Below are 16,306 nucleotides of genomic sequence, written 5' to 3'. Positions count from 1 at the left end.
AAACTATAGCGGCCTGTGCAACCCTGCGTTAGCGTTAACTAGGCGATTGCCCTGCGGTTCAGTCGCGTTAAGGTGAGGGGTGGCACAGATGACGGGCACGCTGATGACAGGTGATGCGGGACTGCTTGAGCTGACCTCGGGGCGCTGTGACCGGCCCTTTGATCTGCTGGGTCCGCATGAGGGGCCGGAGGGGCGCAGGCTGACGGTCTTTCACCCCGATCTGGCGTGCCTCAGCGTGGTCAGCGGGGGGCGGGTGACCGAATTGCCGCGCCTGTCGGGGGATCTGTTCGGCGGGCCTGCGCCGGATGGCCCCTACCGCTTGCGCGCCGAAAGCGGCGGCGGCGTGACCTGGGATTTCGACGATCCGTATCGCTTTGGCCCGGTGCTGGGCGATCTGGACCTGCACCTGATGGGCGAGGGCACGCATCGCCGGTTGTGGGATGCGCTTGGCGCCCATGTGATCACGCATGAGGGCGCGCAGGGCACGCATTTCGCGGTCTGGGCGCCGAATGCGCGGCGGGTCTCGGTCGTGGGGGCGTTCAACGGCTGGGACGGGCGGCGCCATCCGATGCGGCGCCTGTCGGGCGGCGTGTGGGAGATTTTTCTGCCCGGCATCGCCGAGGGTGCGCTGTATAAATACGAGATTCTCGACGGGCAGGGGGCGCTGCTGCTCAAGGCCGATCCGGTCGGCTTCGGCAGCCAGCACCCGCCCGAAAAGGCCAGCATCGTGCGCGACATCGCGGGTTATGGCTGGCATGACGACGCATGGATGGCGGCGCGGTCGGGGGCGCAGGACCGGCGCGCGCCGATTTCGGTCTATGAGGTGCATCTGGGCAGCTGGCGGCGCCGGTGGGATCAGGGCGGGCGGCCTCTGTCCTATCGCGAACATGCCCGCGATCTGGTGAATTATGCCCGCGATATGGGCTTTACCCATCTGGAGCTGATGCCGGTCAGCGAATTTCCCTTTGACGGGTCATGGGGCTATCAGCCGGTGGGTCTGTATGCGCCCACGATCCGGTTCGGCCCGCCGCATGAATTCCGCGATCTGGTCGATGCCGCGCACGCGGCGGGGCTGGGCGTGTTGCTGGACTGGGTGCCGGGCCATTTCCCGACCGATCCGCACGGGCTGGCGCAGTTTGACGGCACGCCGCTTTATGAACATGCCGACCCGCGCGAGGGGTTCCATCAGGACTGGAACACGCTGATCTACAATTTCGGCCGCACCGAGGTTGCCAATTTCCTGACCGCCAACGCGCTGTATTGGCTCAAGGAATATCATGTCGACGGGCTGCGGGTCGATGCCGTGGCCTCGATGCTGTATCGCGATTATTCGCGCAAGGATGGCGAATGGCTGCCCAACAAGGATGGCGGGCGCGAGAATTACGAGGCCATCGCCTTCATGCAGCAGATGAATATCGCCGCCTATGGCGAATGCCCCGGCATCATGACCGTGGCCGAGGAAAGCACCTCGTTTCCCGGCGTGTCCTCGCCGGTGAATGCGGGGGGGCTGGGCTTTGGCTTCAAATGGAACATGGGCTGGATGAACGACACGCTGCGCTATATGGCGCACGACCCGGTGCACCGGCCCTGGCACCACCATCTGATGAGCCATTCCATCAGCTATGCGTTTTCCGAGAATTTCATCCTGCCGATCAGCCATGACGAGGTGGTCCATGGCAAGGGCAGCATGCTGGACCGGATGCCGGGGGACGACTGGCAGAAATTCGCCAATCTGCGCGCCTATTACGGCTATATGTGGGGCCATCCGGGCAAGAAGCTGATCTTCATGGGCTGCGAGTTCGGTCAGCCCGGCGAATGGGACCATGACGGCGAACTCGACTGGCATGCGGCGGGGCAGCCGCTGCATGCGGGCGTGCAGGCGCTGGTGCGCGATCTGAACCATCTGTATCGCGCCACACCCGCCCTGCATGTGCGCGACTGCGTGCCCGAGGGGTTCCAGTGGATCGCCAGCGATCCGGCGCAGTCGGTGCTGGCCTGGGCGCGCTATGGCGAGGCGGGCGATGCGCCGGTCGTGGTGATCTGCAATTTCACGCCGGTCCCGCGACCGGGGTTCCGCATGGGCGTGCCGCAGGCGGGGCCATGGCGCGAGGCGCTGAACACCGATGCGGCGATCTATGGCGGCAGCGGCATGGGCAATCTGGGCGGTGTCATGGCGGATGGCGGCGCACAGGACGGGCAGCCTGCCTCGATCGCGGTGACATTGCCGCCTTTGTCGGTCGTGATTCTGGTGGCCGGGGACTGAACAATCATTTGGGGAGGAAAAGGTCATGGCGGAAACACAAAGACTGACACGGCGGGCGATGGCCTTCGTGCTGGCGGGGGGGCGCGGCTCGCGCTTGCAGGAACTGACCGACCGGCGCGTCAAGCCCGCCGTCTATTTCGGCGGCAAGGCGCGGATCGTCGATTTCGCGCTGTCGAACGCGATGAATTCCGGCATCCGCAAGATGGCGATCGCCACGCAATACAAGGCGCACAGCCTGATCCGGCACTGCCAGCGCGGCTGGAACTTTTTCCGCGCCGAGCGGAACGAGTTTCTGGACATCCTGCCCGCCAGCCAGCGCACCTCGGAAGGGCACTGGTATCGCGGCACGGCCGATGCGGTCACGCAGAACATTGATATCGTGGATGACTATGGCGTCGACTATATCATCATTCTGGCCGGTGATCACATCTACAAGATGGATTACGAGATCATGCTGCGCGAGCATGTCAGGAACGGCGCCGATGTGACCATCGGCTGTCTGACGGTGCCCCGGATGGAGGCCACGGCCTTTGGCGTCATGCATGTCGATGAGGCGGGGCAGATCACCTCGTTTCTGGAAAAGCCCGCCGACCCGCCCCCGATCCCCGGCGATCCCGATCACGCGCTGGCCTCGATGGGGATCTATGTCTTCAACTGGGCCTTCCTGCGCGACCTGCTGCTGCGCGACGCCGAGGACAGCAATTCCAGCCATGATTTCGGCACCGACCTGATCCCCGAGATCGTGAAACACGGCAAGGCCATGGCGCATCGCTTTGACACCTCCTGCGTGCGCGCACCCGGTGCGCCTGCCTATTGGAAGGATGTCGGCACGGTCGATGCCTTCTGGCAGGCCAATATCGACCTGACCGATTTCGTGCCCGACCTGAACCTGTGGGACCGCGACTGGCCGATCTGGACCTATTCCGAAAGCGTGCCGCCCGCCAAGTTCATCCATGACGAAAAGGACCGGCGCGGGGTTGCGACCTCGTCGATGGTGTCGGGGGGCTGCATCATCTCGGGGACCGAGATTCGCAACTCGCTGCTGTTCACGCAGGTGCAGACGAACAGCTATGCGATCCTCGATCATGCGGTGGTGCTGCCCTATGTGACGGTGCATCGCCATGCCCGGCTGCGAAATGTGGTGATCGACAGCCGCGTGGTGATCCCCGAGGGGCTGATCGTGGGCGAGGACCCGCAGGCCGATGCCCGCTGGTTCCGGGTGAGCGAGGGCGGGGTCACGCTGATCACGCAGGACATGCTGGACCGGCGGGCGGCGTCCCTGTGATGCGGGTGCTGTCGGTCGCCTCGGAAATCGCGCCGCTGGTCAAGACCGGGGGGCTGGCCGATGTGACCGGCGCCCTGCCCACGGCGTTGGCGGCGGCGGATGTCGATATGCGCAGCCTGCTGCCGGGCTATCCGGCGATTCTGGCGGCGATGCCGGATGCCCGGCAGGTCGCCGGATGGGACGATCTGTTCGGCGGGCCTGCGCGGCTGCTGGCCGGGCAGGCATCGGGGCTGGAGCTGCTGGCGATCGACGCGCCGCATCTGTATGACCGGCCCGGCAACCCCTATCTGGCGCCCAATGGCCGCGACTGGCCCGACAACCCGCAGCGCTTTGCCGCGCTGTGCTGGGTCGCGGCGCAGGTCGGCACGCAGGGCGTGGCTGACTGGCGGCCCGACCTGCTGCACGGGCATGACTGGCAGGCCGGGCTGGTGCCGGAATACCTGCGCCGCATCGACGGCCCCGTGCCGCCCTTTGTGCTGACCATCCACAATATCGCCTTTACCGGCCCCGCCGATCCGGGCCTTGTCGATGCGCTGCGGCTGGACCCGAACCGCTTTCACAGCGAGGGGTACGAGTTCTGGGGCGCAATCTCGGCCCTGAAAGCGGGGCTGATCGGGGCAGATGTGCTGACCACCGTATCGCCGCGCTATGCCGAGGAACTGATGACGACCGAATTCGGCATGGGGCTGGACGGGGTGATGCGCCACCGCCGCGAGGCGCTGCATGGCATCCTGAACGGCATCGACACCGCGATCTGGAACCCCGCAACCGATACCGCGATCACCCCTTATGACGCTCCGGGGGGCAAGGCTGCCAACAAGGCGGCGCTGCGCGAGGAGCTGGGCCTGCCGCCTGCCGAGGGGCCGCTATGTGTCGTGATCTCGCGCATGACCCATCAGAAGGGGCTGGACCTTCTGGCGCAGGCGCTGCCCGCGCTGCTGGCGGGAGGCGGGCAGCTGGCGCTGCTTGGCTCGGGCGACCGTGGGCTTGAGGGGGCGTTTGCCGAGCTTGCGCAGGATTACCCTGATATCGCCGTCCGCATCGGCTATGACGAGGCGATGTCGCATCGCATGATCGCCGGGGGGGATGCGATCCTCGTGCCCTCGCGGTTCGAGCCTTGCGGGCTGACCCAGCTTTACGGGCTGCGCTATGGCACGATTCCGGTCGTGGCGCTGACCGGCGGGCTGGCCGATACGGTCATCAACGCATCGCCCGCCGCACTGGCACGCGGCGTTGCAACCGGCCTGCAATTCGCCCCCGTCACCGCCGAGGCGCTGACAAACGCGTTGGTCCGGCTTTGCGCGCTTTACAAAGACCGCAGAACGTGGTCCCGAATGCAGCGAAACGCCATGGCGCAACCCGTCGGCTGGAACCGGTCGGCGCGCGCCTACGCCGCCCTTTACAGCAGGCTGACACAAGCAAAATGACCACCACATATGCCGTGACGGCAGGGCTGCCCACGCCTCTGGGCGCCACATTTGATGGCGCCGGCGTCAACTTTGCCGTCTTTTCGCAGCATGCCGAACGGGTCGTGCTGTGCATCTTCGATGAGCGGAACCGCGAGACCCGGCTGGACCTGCCCGAACGCGAGGGTCATGTCTGGCACGGCTATATCGCCGGTCTGCGCCCCGGTCAGCGCTATGGTTTCCGCGCCCATGGCCCCTATCGCCCGGCCGAGGGGCACCGCTTTAACCACAACAAGCTGCTGATCGACCCCTATGCCCGGCGTCTGACCGGCAGGCCGGGCGCCCATGACGCGCTGATGGGCTATCGTGCGGGCCATTCCGATGCCGATCTGTCCTTTGATCGTCGCGACAGCGCGCCGCATATGCCCCGCTGCGTCGTCGTGGACCCCGCCTTTACCTGGGGCGAGGATCGTCCGATCCGCCGCCCCCTGACCGATACCGTCATCTACGAGGCGCATGTGAAGGGCCTGACCGCAGGCCGCGCCGACATTCCCCATCCGGGCACCTATCTGGCCATGGCCTCGGACCCGATCCTCGATCACCTGAACCGGCTTGGCGTGACGGCGGTCGAACTGCTGCCGGTCCACGCTTTCACTGATGACCGCTTTCTGACCGACAAGGGCCTCAGCAATTACTGGGGCTATATGTCCTATGGCTTCTTCGCGCCCGAGCCGCGCTATATGCGCGACGGCGATATAGCCGAGTTCCAGCAGATGGTCGCCCGCTTCCATCAGGCCGGGATCGAGGTGATCCTGGACGTGGTCTACAACCACACCGCCGAGGGCAATGAGCTGGGGCCGACCCTGTGCTTCCGGGGTCTGGACAATGCCGCCTATTACCGGCTGGCCGAGGATCCGCGCTATTACGTCAACGATGCGGGCACCGGCAATGTGCTGGATCTGGACAGCCCGTTCACGCTGCGGCTGGTGATGGACAGCCTGCGCTACTGGGTCGAGGTGATGCATGTCGATGGCTTCCGCTTTGATCTGTGTTCCGTTCTGGGGCGCACCGGCGGCGTCTTTGACCGCGACGGGCCGTTCTTTCGTGCGGTCCGTCAGGACCCGGTCCTGAACCGCGTCAAGTTGATCGCCGAGCCGTGGGATGTGGGCGAGGGCGGCTATCAGCTGGGCGCCTGCCCGGCGCCCTTTGCCGAATGGAACGACCGCTTCCGCGATCAGGTCCGGGGCTTCTGGCGTGGCGATCCGGGTCTGACCGGCAAGCTGGCCAAGCGCATCGCCGGGTCGGCGGCGCGGTTCGACCATGACGGGCGGCCCGCGACATCCTCGGTCAACTTCATCTCGGCCCATGACGGGTTCACGCTGATGGACACGGTCAGCTACAACGACAAGCACAACGGCGCCAATGGCGAGGACAACCGCGACGGCCACAACCACAACCTGTCCGACAATATGGGCGCCGAGGGGCCGACGGATGATCCCGGCATCGATGCCCGCCGCGACCGCAGGCGCCGCAACCTGATCGCCACGCTGATGCTTTCGCAAGGCACGCCGATGATGCTGGCGGGGGATGAGCTGGGCAACAGCCAAGGCGGCAACAACAACGCCTATGCGCAGGACAACCCCATCGGCTGGGTCGACTGGCAGGGCGCCGATCCGGCCTTTCTGGATTTCGTGCACCGCGTGATCGCGTTCCGGCGCGCCCATCCCATCCTGCGGCAAAAGCGGTTCCTGCACAGCCAGCCGCGCCAGCAGGACGGGCTGCCCGACCTGTTCTGGCGCCGCTTCGACGGCGAGGCGATGACGACCGACGACTGGAACAACCCTGACCTGCGGCAGATGGCGGTCGAGATGCGCATGGCCTCGGGGACGCCGCATTATGCGGCGCTGCCGGGCGCGGTGTTCATCGTCTTCAACAACGGCCCCGAGGCCGGGGTGCGGCTGCCTGACACGGCGCAGGGCGGCCAGTGGCGGCGGCAGCTGGACAGCGCCAGCGACGGCGATCTCGACCTGCCCGCAGCCGCGATCGAACGGGTCGCCGCCGACAGCGTCGTGGCCTATCAGCTTTGCCCGGATGCGCCTGCCGGATAGGCAGGCCCCCCGGCAGGCGGCGCTGCGCCCTTTCCAAGCTGCGCCAAAGCTGGCAACACAAGACGGACCCCCGCGTCACAGCGGCCCGGAGGGTCTGTCATCATGTCCAGCCCGCGAGGCCCATTTTGTCTGACCTTCCCTCGGCGCAGCAATTGCGCGACCAGATCCTGCATCACCTGACCCACACGCAGGGGCGTGGCCCGGAATTCGCCACCACCTTCGACTGGCGGCTTGCCGTCAGCTATACGGTGCGCGACCTGATGGTCGGGCCATGGGTCGGCGCGATCCGTTCGGCCCGCGATCAGGGGGCCAAGCGGGTCTATTACCTGTCGATGGAGTTCCTGATCGGCCGCATCCTTGGCGATGCGATCATCAATCTGGGCCTCGATCAGCAGATGACGCAGGCGCTGGACATGCTGGATCTGGACCGCCAGACGATTCTGGATGACGAACCCGACGCAGCCCTTGGCAATGGGGGTCTGGGGCGGCTGGCGGCCTGTTTCATGGAATCGCTGTCCTCGCTGAACTGCCCGGCCTTCGGCTATGGTATCCGCTATGAGCACGGGTTGTTCCGCCAGCGGTTCGAGGGTGGTCAGCAGATCGAAACCCCCGAGGACTGGCTGAACCAGCCCCATCCGTGGGAATTCGTGCGCATCGACTATAGCTATGAGATTGGCTTCAAGGGCCATGTCGAGACGGTTGACGGCCATGCGGTCTGGCATCCGGGCGAAAGCGTTCTGGCGCGGGCCTATGATACGCCGGTGATCGGCTGGGGCGGGGGCTGGGCCAACAGCCTGCGCCTGTGGGGCGCGCATCCCACGACGCTGCTTGATCTGGCGCGCTTCAACGCCGGCGATCACGCGGCAGCAGCCGAACCCGAGGCGCTGGCGCGGACGCTGTCGCGGGTGCTCTACCCCGACGACACCACCGAATCGGGCAAGGAATTGCGGCTGAAGCAGGAGTATTTCCTGACCTCGGCGGCGCTGCAGGACATTCTGCGCCGCTTTCTGGCCGAACATGGCGATCTGGCCTTGCTGCCCGAAAAGGTGGCAATCCAGCTGAACGACACGCATCCCGCCATTGCCGGGCCGGAACTGATCCGGCTGCTGATGGACATCCACGGCCTGCCCTTCGAGCGGGCGCAGGAGCTGGCGCGCGGGTCGCTGAACTACACCAACCACACCCTGCTGCCCGAGGCGCTGGAGCGGTGGTCGACCTGGCTGATGGGCCGCGTTCTGCCGCGCCACATGCAGATCATCCAGATGATCGACGACCACCACCGCAAGGCGACAAAGCGCCCCGCCCATATCGGCATCGTGCATGGCGATCAGGTCCATATGGGCGAGCTGGCCTTTATCATGGCGGGGCGCGTCAATGGCGTCTCGGCGCTGCATACCGATCTGGTCAAGGATACCGTGTTCGAGGGGCTGCACCGCCTGCATCCCGACCGGATCGTGAACCAGACCAATGGCGTGACCCCGCGCCGCTGGCTGCGCATGGCGAACCCGGCGCTGGCGGGGCTGCTGGACGACACGATCGGCACCGGCTGGACCGCTGATCTGGACCTGCTGACCGGGCTGGAACCCCATGCCGGGGATGCGGGCTTTCAGCAGCATCTGCGCGCGGCCAAGCGGACCAACAAGGTCTGGCTGTCCAACGGGCTGCTGGCCGGTCTGGGCGTCAAGGCCGATCCCGACGCCATGTTCGACGTGCAGATCAAGCGCATCCACGAATACAAGCGGCAGCTGCTGAACGTGCTGGAAACCATCGCGCTGTGGAGCCGCATCCATGACCACCCGAACGGCAACTGGACCCCGCGCGTCAAGATCTTCGGCGGCAAGGCCGCGCCCGGATACTGGCTGGCGAAATCGGTGATCCATCTGATCAACGACGTGGCCGCGACGATCAACAACGACCCGGTGACCGCGAAATTCCTGCAGGTGGCCTATCCCCCGAACTACAACGTCTCGATGGCCGAGGATCTGATCCCCGCCGCCGATCTGTCCGAACAGATCAGCACGGCGGGCAAAGAGGCCTCGGGCACCGGCAACATGAAATTCACCATGAACGGCGCGCTGACCATCGGCACGCTGGACGGCGCCAATGTGGAAATCCGCGAACAGGTGGGGGCTGAGAACTTCTTCCTGTTCGGCCTGACCGCCGCCGAGGCCTCAGCCGAGGTCGCCCGCCCCGGCCATGCCCGCCGTGCGATCGAGCGCAGCGAGGATATGAAGATCGCCCTGCAACTGATCGCCGAGGGGCGCTTTGGCCGTGCGGAAAGCTGTTTTGCGTTGCTGGACCGGACGTGGAACGACGATCCGTTCCTCGTCGCCTCGGATTTCGATGCCTATTTCGCGGCGCAGAGGGCGGTGGACCGGGCCTATGCCGATACGGCGGGCTGGGACCGGATGGCGGCCCTGAACATCGCGCGCTCGGGGTTCTTTTCGTCGGACCGCACGATCCGGGGCTATATGCGCGACATCTGGCACGCGGTGCCGGTGGTGCCCGGCTGACATGCGAAAGCCCCCGCGGCGGCGGGGGCTTTGCTTTGGCGCCTAGTCGCGGAAGCGGCGGGCGGCTGGCAGATACTGCATCAGCAGGTAATAGCTGAGACCGGCGGGGATCAGGCTGGCATACCAGCTGATCCCCGAGAAGATCAGCGCCACCACGACCCCGATCACGGTGGCGATCAGCGCTGCCGGGTTCACCCCACGATAGGGCCCGTCCGCGTCGTAAAGATGGGTCAGGTTCAGCGTCTGGCGGCGGATGATGTAATAGTCCACGACCAGCACCGCAAAGATCGGCCCCAGAAACGCGCTGTAGGTGCGGATGAACAGCCCCAGCCCGGCGGCGGATTCATCACGCACCAGCAGCCACGGGAACGTGGCAAAGGCCAGCAGGCCCACGATCACCGCCGCCGCCTTGAACGGCAGCTTGAACACATCCATCATCGCATAGGCGGGCGGCACCACGTTGTTCAGGATGTTCGTCGTGACCTGCGCGAATGCGATGAACAGCAGCGTCACCACCAGCAGAACCTTGTTGTCGACCGCGCTGGAGAAGACGCGGATCGGATCGACCTCGCCCGTGGCCGAGGACACCATCAGCCCGATCAGCCCCATGAACAGCGTCGCGGGCAGGATCGAATTGGCATAGATCGCCACCTGCCGCACCCGCCCGACTTCGGGCGTCAGTTCGCGCGAGTAGTCCGACACGTTCAGCATCATCGTCGAATAGACGCCCAGAAACAGCATCGTGGCCCCCCAGAAGGGTGCGCCCCAGGTGCCTTCGGCCTGAATGAGGTTGGTGCTGATCTGGTCGCCATAGCGGCTGATCACGCTGCCGAACATATAAACCAGCGCGCCGATGATGAAGACGGCACCGATGTTCTCAAGCCATTTGATGCCGTGAAAGCCCAGCACCGACAGGCCGATCTGCAGAAACTGGAAGCCGATGAAGAACACCCAGATATTCGAGTATCCGAACATGGTTTCCGACACGAGATTCAGCGCCCCGGCCCCGATCCAGCTTTGAAACCCGTACCAGACGATGGCCGGGACCGAACGGACCAGCGCCGGCACCCGCGTCCCGGAAAAGCCATAGGCCGAGCGGGCCTGCACCATGAAGGGGATGCCGTATTTGTGGCCCGCGCGGCCGTTGATCATCAGCGCGACGCCGATCACCGTGCAGCCGATGGCGATGGCCAGAACCGTCTGCAGCAGGTTCAGTGTGCCCACCAGCCCCGATCCGACGGTGAAGGTGCCGATGCTGACGCAGCCGCCCAGCCATGCGAACAGGTAGGACCACGGCCCCATGATCCGCACCTGTTGCGGGGCCAGCGATTCCTCGCCCAGTCCCTTGTCATGCGCCGCCAGCGGCGCGTGGTCGTCAGCCGTTCCGATATGGGTCATTGTCAGACTCCCTGTCTGATGAATGTGGCGGTTTTTCTTATTTTTGGATCGGTGGCGCATAGGCACCGATCTTGGAGGTCTTCAGCCCGGCGCCCACAAGCGCCTCGGCGAATTTCGTGGCGACGGTCACGCCGTCGATGACCGGAATGCCGGTCTCATGGCTCAGCCATTCGGTCAGGTCGGACATGCCCGCGCAGCCCAGCACCACCGCCTCGCAGCGGTCTTCTTCGATGGCACGCAGGATCTCGGCCCGGACCAGCTGACGCGCGTTCGAGCCGGGTTCCTCCAGCGCCAGCACCGGGATTTCGGCGGACCGGACACGGCGGCACTGATGGGCAAGGCCATAGCGGCGCACCAGTTCCTCGATCACCGGGACCGAGCGGGGCAGGGTGGTCACCACCGAAAACGAGGTGGCGATCATGCTGGCGGCCTTGATGCCCGCCTCGCAGATGCCGATGACCGGGCCGGTCGCCACCTCGCGGCAGGCGCCGATGGCGGGGTCGTCGAAACAGGCAACGACGATAGCATCCGCGCCCTCGGCCTGCGCCTCGCGCACTTCGCGCAACAGGTGGGCGGCGCACATCACCTCGTCGAAATGGCCCTCGATGCTGGCGGGGGCGCCATGGGCGGTACGGCCCGTCACCTCGACCCCGGCTGCGGCGACGGCACGGGCCGAGGCCAGGATCTTGTCGGTCATCGAGACCGTGGAATTGGGGTTGATCACCGTCAGCTTCATCGCCGTTCTCCTCCTGAGTCGATTATTGTTAGCATTAATTGTTAACAATCAATAATCATTTTAATATGCCTGCGATTAAGGCCGAATATTATTGCGAACGCCCGAAAAAGCTGCAATCCAAGCGCAATGGACCGGCCCCTGGAAAGCATCATTGTCGACAGCATTCTGGACGCGATCGCTGATCAGCGTCTGCATGCTGGTACCAAACTGGGCGAACAGGCGCTGTCGGATATCTTTGGCTGCAACCGCGCGAATGTGCGCCGCGCGCTGTCGATGCTCAGCGCCTGGCATGTGGTGGATCACCAGCCGAACCGGGGCGCCTTTGTCGCCACGCCCACGCCCGAGGACGCACGCAATGTCTTTCAGGCCCGCCGCACCATCGAGGTCACGATCTGCCGCAACGCCGTGCGGCTGGCCACGCCAGAGGATCTTGCCGATCTGCGCGCCCATCTCGCGCAGGAAACCGCCGCGCGCGGGCATGAGAACCGCCCCGCCGCGATCCGGCTGTCGCGCGGGTTTCACACGCTGCTGGCACGGATCGGGCGCAACCGGGTGCTGGCGCGGTATCTGAACGACCTCACGATGCAGAGTTCGCTGATCATCGGGCTGTATGCGACCGGTCATGCGACGTTATGCGCCGAAGACGAGCATGCGCTGATCACCGACGCCATCGAGGCCCGTGACGAGGCCCGCGCGCTGTCGCTGCTGGATGAGCATCTGCGCCATATCGAGGCTGGTGTGCAGTTCGATGACCGCCCGCCGCTGACCGGCGCGCTGTCTGCGGTGCTGCACGCGCCCGATTAGGGCGACAGGCCCGCCCGGCGGCTGGCCGCCCTCTCGGCCGCCTGAAAGCCCTCGTGGATCAGGACCGCGATGATGCCCACGATCAGCCCGCCTTGCAGCACAAAGGCGGTATTGGCCGACAACAGCCCCGCGATGATCACCTCGCCCAGGGTCCGCGCCGCCACGGTCGAGCCGATCGTGGCCGTGCCAAGCGAGATCACCGCCGTCAGCCGCATGCCGGTCAGAATCACCGGCAAGGCCAGCGGCAGTTCCACCTGCCACAGCCTCTGGCGCGGGGTCAGGCCCATGCCGCGCGCGGCCTCGTTCACCTGTGGCGGCAGGTTGGTCAGCCCGGCCAGCGCATTCTCGAACACCGGCAGCAGGCCGTATAGGAACAGCGCCAGCAGCGTCGGCCCGGTGCCGAACCCCATCAGCGGCACCGCCAGCGCCAGCACCGCCACCGGCGGAAAGGTCTGTCCGACGCTGGTGATGGTGCGCGCCAGCGGCAGAAACTCGCGCCCCGCAGGCCGGGTGACCAGCACCGCCAGCAGCAGCGCCAGCGCGGTCGAGGCCAGCACCGCGACCGCCACCAGCCCCAGATGCGCCAGCGTCAGCGACACAAGCGGCGTCTGCTGATAGATCGCGGGCGCGTTGTTGCGGGTGAAGGGCTGAAAGACCGGCGCGAAACTGTCGGGGCTGAGCAGAAAGGCCAGCAACAGCACCACTGCCGCCCCAAGGGCCAGCCGACCGGTCATGCGCCCGGCCCTGCTGCGCGGCGCAAGGCGGTCAGCGTCACGATGCCGCCGCCCTGCAATGGCAGGGCATCGGTGCCGCGCCACAGGCATTCCGACAGCGCGTCGCGCAGGGTGGCGCCCTCGGGCAGGGGCGCACCGGACGCCTCTCCGGGTTGGGTGGCGTCGCGGGCGGGGGTCAGCGACAGCAGGTAAAAGGGCCGCTGCTCGGTCCCGATCAGGTCGCGGACAAAGGGCGTCGCGGGGGCGGTCAGGATCTGCGCGGGCGGCGCGTATTGCACCAGCCGCCCCTTGTCCATGACCGCGATATGGTCGCCCAGCCGGATCGCCTCGTCCATGTCATGCGTCACAAGGATCAGCGTGGTTCCAAGGCGGCGCTGGATCTGACGCAGATCGGCCTGCGCGCGGGCGCGGATCACCGGGTCCAGCGCGCCGAAGGGCTCGTCCATCAGCAGCAGGTCTGGGCGCGCGGCCAAGGCGCGCGCGACGCCGACGCGCTGCTGCTGGCCGCCCGACAATTCATGCGGCATGCGGTCGCGATAGGCGTCGGGGTCCAGCTGGAACAGGGTCAGCAACTCGTCCACCCGCGCCGCGATCCGGTCGCGCGGCCAGCGCAGCAGGCGCGGCACGGTGGCGATATTCTCGCCCACGCTGCGATGGGGGAACAGCCCATGCCCCTGAATGGCATAGCCGATCCGGCGGCGCAGCAGATGTGGCGCGGTCTGGCGCGTGTCCTGCCCGTCGATCAGCACGCGGCCCGCTGACGGCTCGACCAGCCGGTTGATCATCCGCAGCAGCGTGGTCTTGCCCGATCCTGATGTGCCCACCAGCGCCGCGATCCTGCCCTTGGGCACGGTCAGGCTGACATCATCGACGACGGCCACCCCGTCATAGCGGCGGGTCAGGTGCTGGAGCTCGATCATGGGGCGGGCCTTTCGGTCGTGCGGCTGGTGGCGCGGACCAGCAGGTCCAGCGCGATGCCGGCGATCAGCGCCAGCGCGATGGTGGGCAGGGCGCCCAGCAGGACCAGATCCATCGCAGTCTGGTTCAGGCCCTGAAAGACGAAGGTGCCGAAACCGCCGCCGCCGATCAGCCCGGCGATCACCGCCAGCCCGATATTCTGCACCAGCACAATCCGCACCGCCGCCAGCAGCACCGGCAGCGCCAGCGGCACCAGCACGCGGGCCAGCACCTGCGCGCGGGTCATACCCAGCCCGATGGCGGCCTCGCGCGTGGCGGGGCTGACGCGGTTCAGCCCGGTCAGCGTGTTCGACACCACCGGCAGCAGCGAATACAGAAACAGCGCCACCAGCGCCGGAAAGACACCGATCCCCGCCACGCCCGCCTGCGCCGCGCCCGGCACATTGGCGGCGATCCAGCCAAAGACCGGGATCATCACCCCGAACAGGGCCAGCGAGGGGATCGTCTGCAGGATGTTCAGCACCGACAGCACCGGCCCCCGCACAGCCCGCGACTGATAGAGACCCACCCCAAGCGGCAGCCCCACCACCAGCGCCAGCGCCAGCGAGCCGAAGGCCAGCACCAGATGCGCCTGCGCCTCGCGCAGGAAGACATCGCGCCGGGCGGCAAATTCGCGCATCACCGACACCTCGGCCAGCGCGCCCGAGGCCAGCACCGCGCCCAGACCCGCGACGACCAGCACCAGCAGCAGCCACCGCATCCGCAGCGACGGCTGCATCCGCGCCACCCCGTCGGCCAGCATCAGCGCCAGCGCCAGCCCCACCAGCCAGAAGCCGCTGGCGGGCGAGACGCGGACCAGCCGGTCGCCCTCGGGCGTCAGGTGCCCCGCCGCAGCCCCAAGCGCCAGCAGCAGCGCGACCATCCCGGCCAGCGCGCCGCCCACGCGCCAGATCAGCGGCAGACGCAGGGCCGCGACCAGCAGCAGGGCCAGCGCGGCTGTCAGTGCCATGCCCCAAGGCAGGGCGTTATGCAGGGCCATACCCTCGCCGGGCAGGATGCGGTTGGGGCGGAACTGCACCAGCGGCAGCACCAGACCGGCCAGCCCGATCAGCGCGAACAGCAGGCCGGGCCGGTCCAGCCGGGCGGGCATCAGTCCAGAAAGCCCGCTTCCGTCAGCCATTCGCGGGCGACGGCATCGGCGGGTTCGCCGCCAACCTGAATGCGGCCGTTCAGCTCTTGCAGCGTCTCCAGATCGAGGGCGAGGAAGATCGGCTCCAGCACCTCGGCGATCTGGGGGTGCGCCTCAAGGATTTCGGCGCGCACGATGGGGGCGGGCTGATAGACGGGCTGCACGCCCATGTCATCCTCCATCACCACCAGCCCGGCGGGCGCGATGCCACCATCGGTGCCGTAGACCATCGCCGCATTCACGCCCGAGGTCTGCTGCGCCGCCGCCGAGATGGTCGCCGCCGTATCGCCGCCCGACAGCTGCACCAGCTGATCGGGCGTCAGGGCAAAGCCGTAGGTGTCCTGAAAGGCGGGCAGGGCCGCAGCCGAGGTGACGAATTCGGTCGAGGCCGCCAGCTTGATCGCCCCGCCGCCCGCGATCCATTCGCCCATCCCGGACATCGTGGTCAGGCCGTGTTCCTCGGCCAGATCCTGCCGCAGGGCGATGGCCCAGGTGTTGTTGGCGGGCGAGGGGGTCAGCCAGACGATGTCGTTCTGCTCAAGGTCCAGTTCCGCCACACGCGCCAGCCCGGCGCTTGCGTCCTGCCAGACCTCGCTGTCGGCCTCGTTGAAGAAAAAGGCGCCGTTGGCGGTGTATTCCGGGTAGATGTCGATCTGACCCGAGGTGATCGCGTCGCGCATGATCGGCGTGCCGCCCAGCTGCAGCCGGTCGCGCACCGGCAGGTCGGCGGCCTGCAGGGCCATCAGGATCATGTTGCCCAGCAGACCGCCCTCGGTGTCGATCTTCGAGGACACGGTGATGTCCTGCGCAAAGGCGGCTGTGCCCGAACAGGCGATCAGGGCGGCGGCGAGGGTGGCTTTGGTGGGGGTCATCAGCGGTCTCCTGTGCTGCGGCATGGCCGCGCGTATCTGGCCCGGTGCGGATGCCGGACAGGTCAAGACAGGAAATCCCG

General features: G+C 66.6%; 12 protein-coding genes. 6 read left to right on the top strand and 6 right to left on the bottom strand.

Annotation, left to right across the window (positions count from 1 at the left end):
- Positions 1-88 precede the first annotated feature (88 nt).
- From glgB to ACK41U_RS04215, 5 genes are all read left to right on the top strand, one after another.
- Entirely contained in the window at positions 89-2,263 is a 2,175-nt protein-coding gene (gene glgB, locus ACK41U_RS04235; protein WP_409676556.1) for a 1,4-alpha-glucan branching protein GlgB, read from the top strand.
- A 25-nt stretch (positions 2,264-2,288) separates the two neighbouring features.
- On the top strand, positions 2,289-3,548 hold the full coding sequence (gene glgC, locus ACK41U_RS04230; RefSeq protein WP_409676431.1) for a glucose-1-phosphate adenylyltransferase: 1,260 nt from the start codon (positions 2,289-2,291) through the stop codon (positions 3,546-3,548).
- Complete coding sequence (gene glgA, locus ACK41U_RS04225; protein ID WP_409676428.1) at positions 3,548-4,975, top strand: glycogen synthase GlgA; 1,428 nt, start codon at positions 3,548-3,550, stop codon at positions 4,973-4,975. Before glgC ends, glgA begins: the two co-directional genes overlap by 1 nt.
- Positions 4,972-7,062 carry a glycogen debranching protein GlgX gene (glgX, locus tag ACK41U_RS04220; RefSeq protein ID WP_409676425.1) on the top strand — a complete coding sequence of 697 codons (2,091 nt, stop codon included), beginning with the start codon at positions 4,972-4,974 and terminating at the stop codon, positions 7,060-7,062. The genes glgA and glgX overlap by 4 nt, the downstream gene beginning before the upstream one ends.
- A gap of 125 nt (positions 7,063-7,187) precedes the next feature.
- Positions 7,188-9,575, top strand: coding sequence for a glycogen/starch/alpha-glucan phosphorylase (locus ACK41U_RS04215; RefSeq protein ID WP_409676421.1), 2,388 nt, complete (start codon positions 7,188-7,190; stop codon positions 9,573-9,575).
- A 42-nt stretch (positions 9,576-9,617) separates the two neighbouring features.
- Here the strand turns inward: ACK41U_RS04215 and ACK41U_RS04210 are convergent, their stop codons facing one another.
- Together ACK41U_RS04210 and ACK41U_RS04205 are read right to left on the bottom strand one after the other, a co-directional pair.
- Positions 9,618-10,973, bottom strand: a complete 1,356-nt coding sequence (locus ACK41U_RS04210; RefSeq protein ID WP_409676418.1) for an NCS1 family transporter — start codon at positions 10,971-10,973, stop codon at positions 9,618-9,620.
- Positions 10,974-11,010: 37 nt separating this feature from the next.
- The gene (locus ACK41U_RS04205; protein ID WP_409676415.1) at positions 11,011-11,709 is read right to left on the bottom strand and encodes an aspartate/glutamate racemase family protein; all 699 of its coding nucleotides are present in this window, start codon (positions 11,707-11,709) and stop codon (positions 11,011-11,013) included.
- Positions 11,710-11,835: 126 nt separating this feature from the next.
- Here ACK41U_RS04205 and ACK41U_RS04200 point away from each other — a divergent pair, with 126 nt between their 5' ends.
- The gene (locus tag ACK41U_RS04200) at positions 11,836-12,513 is read left to right on the top strand and encodes a GntR family transcriptional regulator (protein ID WP_409676412.1); all 678 of its coding nucleotides are present in this window, start codon (positions 11,836-11,838) and stop codon (positions 12,511-12,513) included.
- Here the strand turns inward: ACK41U_RS04200 and ACK41U_RS04195 are convergent.
- Genes ACK41U_RS04195 through ACK41U_RS04180 form a run of 4 tightly spaced genes read right to left on the bottom strand, consistent with a single transcriptional unit; the run spans position 12,510 to position 16,226 of the window.
- The gene (locus ACK41U_RS04195; RefSeq protein WP_409676409.1) at positions 12,510-13,247 is read right to left on the bottom strand and encodes an ABC transporter permease; all 738 of its coding nucleotides are present in this window, start codon (positions 13,245-13,247) and stop codon (positions 12,510-12,512) included. The genes ACK41U_RS04200 and ACK41U_RS04195 overlap by 4 nt on opposite strands.
- On the bottom strand, positions 13,244-14,167 hold the full coding sequence (locus ACK41U_RS04190) for an ABC transporter ATP-binding protein (protein ID WP_409676406.1): 924 nt from the start codon (positions 14,165-14,167) through the stop codon (positions 13,244-13,246). Before ACK41U_RS04190 ends, ACK41U_RS04195 begins: the two co-directional genes overlap by 4 nt.
- Positions 14,164-15,315: an ABC transporter permease gene (locus tag ACK41U_RS04185; RefSeq protein ID WP_409676403.1), complete on the bottom strand. Its 1,152-nt coding sequence runs from the start codon at positions 15,313-15,315 to the stop codon at positions 14,164-14,166. Before ACK41U_RS04185 ends, ACK41U_RS04190 begins: the two co-directional genes overlap by 4 nt.
- Positions 15,315-16,226, bottom strand: coding sequence for an ABC transporter substrate-binding protein (locus ACK41U_RS04180; protein ID WP_409676400.1), 912 nt, complete (start codon positions 16,224-16,226; stop codon positions 15,315-15,317). The genes ACK41U_RS04185 and ACK41U_RS04180 overlap by 1 nt, the downstream gene beginning before the upstream one ends.
- Positions 16,227-16,306: the final 80 nt, after the last annotated feature.

The organism is Paracoccus sp. (in: a-proteobacteria) (genome assembly GCF_046289755.1).
Classification (GTDB): Bacteria; Pseudomonadota; Alphaproteobacteria; order Rhodobacterales; family Rhodobacteraceae; genus Paracoccus.
Note: the sequence above shows the minus strand (reverse complement) of the source record. Positions and strands in the feature narration are given on the sequence as shown.

What these genes read in the sequence shown, in the direction of transcription:
- glgB (WP_409676556.1), top strand. Translation starts at nt 89, where the DNA reads ATGACGGGCACGCTGATGACAGGTGATGCGGGACTGCTTGAGCTGACC.
- glgC (WP_409676431.1), top strand. Translation starts at nt 2,289, where the DNA reads ATGGCGGAAACACAAAGACTGACACGGCGGGCGATGGCCTTCGTGCTG.
- glgA (WP_409676428.1), top strand. Translation starts at nt 3,548, where the DNA reads ATGCGGGTGCTGTCGGTCGCCTCGGAAATCGCGCCGCTGGTCAAGACC.
- glgX (WP_409676425.1), top strand. Translation starts at nt 4,972, where the DNA reads ATGACCACCACATATGCCGTGACGGCAGGGCTGCCCACGCCTCTGGGC.
- ACK41U_RS04210 (WP_409676418.1), bottom strand. Translation starts at nt 10,973, where the DNA reads ATGACCCATATCGGAACGGCTGACGACCACGCGCCGCTGGCGGCGCAT.
- ACK41U_RS04205 (WP_409676415.1), bottom strand. Translation starts at nt 11,709, where the DNA reads ATGAAGCTGACGGTGATCAACCCCAATTCCACGGTCTCGATGACCGAC.
- ACK41U_RS04200 (WP_409676412.1), top strand. Translation starts at nt 11,836, where the DNA reads ATGGACCGGCCCCTGGAAAGCATCATTGTCGACAGCATTCTGGACGCG.
- ACK41U_RS04195 (WP_409676409.1), bottom strand. Translation starts at nt 13,247, where the DNA reads ATGACCGGTCGGCTGGCCCTTGGGGCGGCAGTGGTGCTGTTGCTGGCC.
- ACK41U_RS04190 (WP_409676406.1), bottom strand. Translation starts at nt 14,167, where the DNA reads ATGATCGAGCTCCAGCACCTGACCCGCCGCTATGACGGGGTGGCCGTC.
- ACK41U_RS04185 (WP_409676403.1), bottom strand. Translation starts at nt 15,315, where the DNA reads ATGCCCGCCCGGCTGGACCGGCCCGGCCTGCTGTTCGCGCTGATCGGG.
- ACK41U_RS04180 (WP_409676400.1), bottom strand. Translation starts at nt 16,226, where the DNA reads ATGACCCCCACCAAAGCCACCCTCGCCGCCGCCCTGATCGCCTGTTCG.